This window comes from Acinetobacter sp. VT 511 (assembly GCF_001077515.1).
GTDB lineage: Bacteria > Pseudomonadota > Gammaproteobacteria > Pseudomonadales > Moraxellaceae > Acinetobacter > Acinetobacter schindleri.
Genome location: NZ_LFRE01000007.1, coordinates 1 through 2,265 on the forward strand (window position 1 = coordinate 1; position 2,265 = coordinate 2,265).

The 2,265-nt window shown below is 45.9% G+C and carries 4 protein-coding genes and 1 pseudogene; 2 read left to right on the forward strand and 3 right to left on the reverse strand.

Annotated elements, in window-relative coordinates:
• Positions 1 to 50: 50 nt before the first annotated feature.
• Positions 51 to 506, reverse strand: a complete 456-nt coding sequence (locus ACS72_RS00145) for a carbohydrate kinase family protein (protein ID WP_306386930.1) — start codon at positions 504 to 506, stop codon at positions 51 to 53.
• A gap of 245 nt (positions 507 to 751) precedes the next feature.
• Positions 752 to 1,129: pseudogene (locus ACS72_RS17065) on the reverse strand (transporter); the annotation flags it as partial.
• Here ACS72_RS17065 and ACS72_RS19070 point away from each other — a divergent pair.
• Positions 1,090 to 1,431, forward strand: coding sequence for a sigma-70 family RNA polymerase sigma factor (locus tag ACS72_RS19070; RefSeq protein ID WP_081405796.1), 342 nt, complete (start codon positions 1,090 to 1,092; stop codon positions 1,429 to 1,431). The pseudogene ACS72_RS17065 and the gene ACS72_RS19070 overlap by 40 nt on opposite strands.
• Positions 1,432 to 1,515: 84 nt before the next feature.
• Here the strand turns inward: ACS72_RS19070 and ACS72_RS00160 are convergent, their stop codons facing one another.
• Positions 1,516 to 1,758 carry a TRIC cation channel family protein gene (locus ACS72_RS00160; protein WP_048880839.1) on the reverse strand — a complete coding sequence of 81 codons (243 nt, stop codon included), beginning with the start codon at positions 1,756 to 1,758 and terminating at the stop codon, positions 1,516 to 1,518.
• Positions 1,759 to 1,896: 138 nt separating this feature from the next.
• On the opposite strand from ACS72_RS00160, the gene ACS72_RS00165 reads away from it, so the two are divergent.
• The coding region (locus ACS72_RS00165) for a methyl-accepting chemotaxis protein (protein ID WP_048880837.1) at positions 1,897 to 2,265 on the forward strand (369 nt) is incomplete at its 3' end.

Genomic DNA, 2,265 nt, shown 5'->3' on the forward strand with positions numbered 1-2,265 from the left:
ACAAGCCTTACATTTAAGAACGAAGATGAGCCATATATGATTTAGAGCGACTAACGCTCAACATGGGCAACGTTGTTCAGCTTGGCCTCGACCTGCCCCCACGTCGGGAGCGCCTCCCAATCGCCAACAGCCTGTATAACCATGGAGCCGGTCAAATTGCCGAGACGGGTTGCTTCCTGCGGGGAGTATCCTTTTAATAAACCCGATAAAAATCCCGCACAGAAACCATCTCCTGCTCCTACCGTATCCAGAACATAATCCGCCTTAAAGTACGGAACTTCCGTTAGGGTACCATTCGCCAATACATAGGTCAAATCAGGGCCACCCTTCACGATGCACACAGCATTCATGGCAGATAAACGCTCAAGTACTTTTTTTCCAGGAACTTCGCTCCCGCGTTCTAGGCGAGTTCGAAAAAGTGGAACATTCTCCCTTGATAGACAAGGGCGCTGGCATTTAATTGGATACCTATTAACGAATCTACGTTCATAAAAGGGGATGCGAATAGATGATTAAAAAATTGGTTTGGTTTGCAGCCATACTTGTTCTGATACTGGTTGTAGCGGGATGCGGCAATGCAAATAACAACGCTAGCAATGGCCAGAATGCCAAGCCAGTAGAAGATAATTCGAATCCGAATGCATCCTATGATGATGTCACGGTGAAGATTGGTGTACAGGGCAAGGGTGGCTTGTTCGGTAAAGCACAAGAACAGAAGTGGTTTGAGGATGCATTTGGAGAGCTGGGGGTAAAGAGCAATTTCAGGAATCTGGTAAGCAATACCTGCTAACCAACCTACAGCACTAGCATCGTCCATGATAGCATTGTATTGACCTAAGTCAGTTGTGCAACCATATGCTAAACCTCGTAGTTGAACATTACCTTCAACTGTCTGGTATACAGCTCCACCATAAATATTAAAATTTTCAGTAGGTTGATAACCTACGAGCATAGTAATATTTTCTGATTTAACTTCTACTTCTGTTCCTTCTGTTCCGGTATGGAAAACACCTCCACCTAAAGTATTTAGATAAGTATCAGGAGAGTAGGTAGCTTTTGCACCAAATGGTTGATCGTAAATAAAACCAAATGAAAAAATATCAGTTAACTGAATCTTTAAGGCTGCACTTTTACTTAAGAAAATTGAATAGAGAGCGCCGCTTTTTGGCACACCCCTGCAGTTACAATACTGAAACTCTCAGTGATGCACTTACTGTGGAACGAGAAGTAGAGAGAACTGAGACTAACGAAGAACTTTACAGAGCAATTGACGAGTTAAAATTAGACTATCAAGTAGCTCTTCTATTATTTTATGTGGAGGGAAAAACGTATCGTGAAATCTGTCAAGAACTTCATTTAACAGAGTCTGTATTTACACAAAGATTAGCTAGGGCCCGAAAAAAATTACTTCACAATCTCCAAAAAAACTGATTTGCTAACGTCGACTTATGCCGGGCACGCGGGCATCCTGCCAGGCTTCAACTGAGTTCTAGACTTGCCTGCATCCGATCTTGGCTAGCGCACCAGCACGATGGTCAGCATGCTGGTGACCATTGCAACGACCAGATCGGTGGGATCTTTCACCCAAAATACCGGGCCGTGATCCAGCGCCATGTCGCGAATTGTCCCGCCGCCTACTGCGGTTACCACGCCCAGTACCAGAACACCAAAAGGGTCCATACGCAATTTTCCGGCTAACAAAACGCCGGAGATGGCAAATACCGCTGTGCCGACTATATCCAGCCAATAGACGAGCATTGTTCAATCCCCACTGAGCACCTGAAAAGGTCAGGCGCTAATCTACCTGTGAAAGCGCATTACAGAGCTGTTGTGCAGCGAGGATAATACGTGGGCTTGCACGTTCAAACCAGTCACTCGTGAGAGGAAGTTCAGCAGATGTCTACCATTGAATCTTCCGTTACCACAACGGATGAAGTCATTCGTATGCTGGAAGGGAAGTCGGCACAGATTAGCCAGATGGTTTCCGCCATTCATGAGATTGCAAATCAAACGAATCTGCTTGCCCTCAATGCATCCATTGAAGCAGCAAGAGCAGGGGAGCATGGCAGAGGATTTGCCGTTGTATCTACCGAGGTTCGTAAACTGGCTGAACAAGCCGGAGACTCTTCAGATCGTATTGAAGAACTGGTCGAAGCCATGGAACAAGATATGCAGCAATCGCTATCGGCCATGTCGAGAGTGAAGGACGAAGTACAGGAAGGACTGCGCTTGACCCGGGAAACGGAGCAAAACTTCAGCCTGATC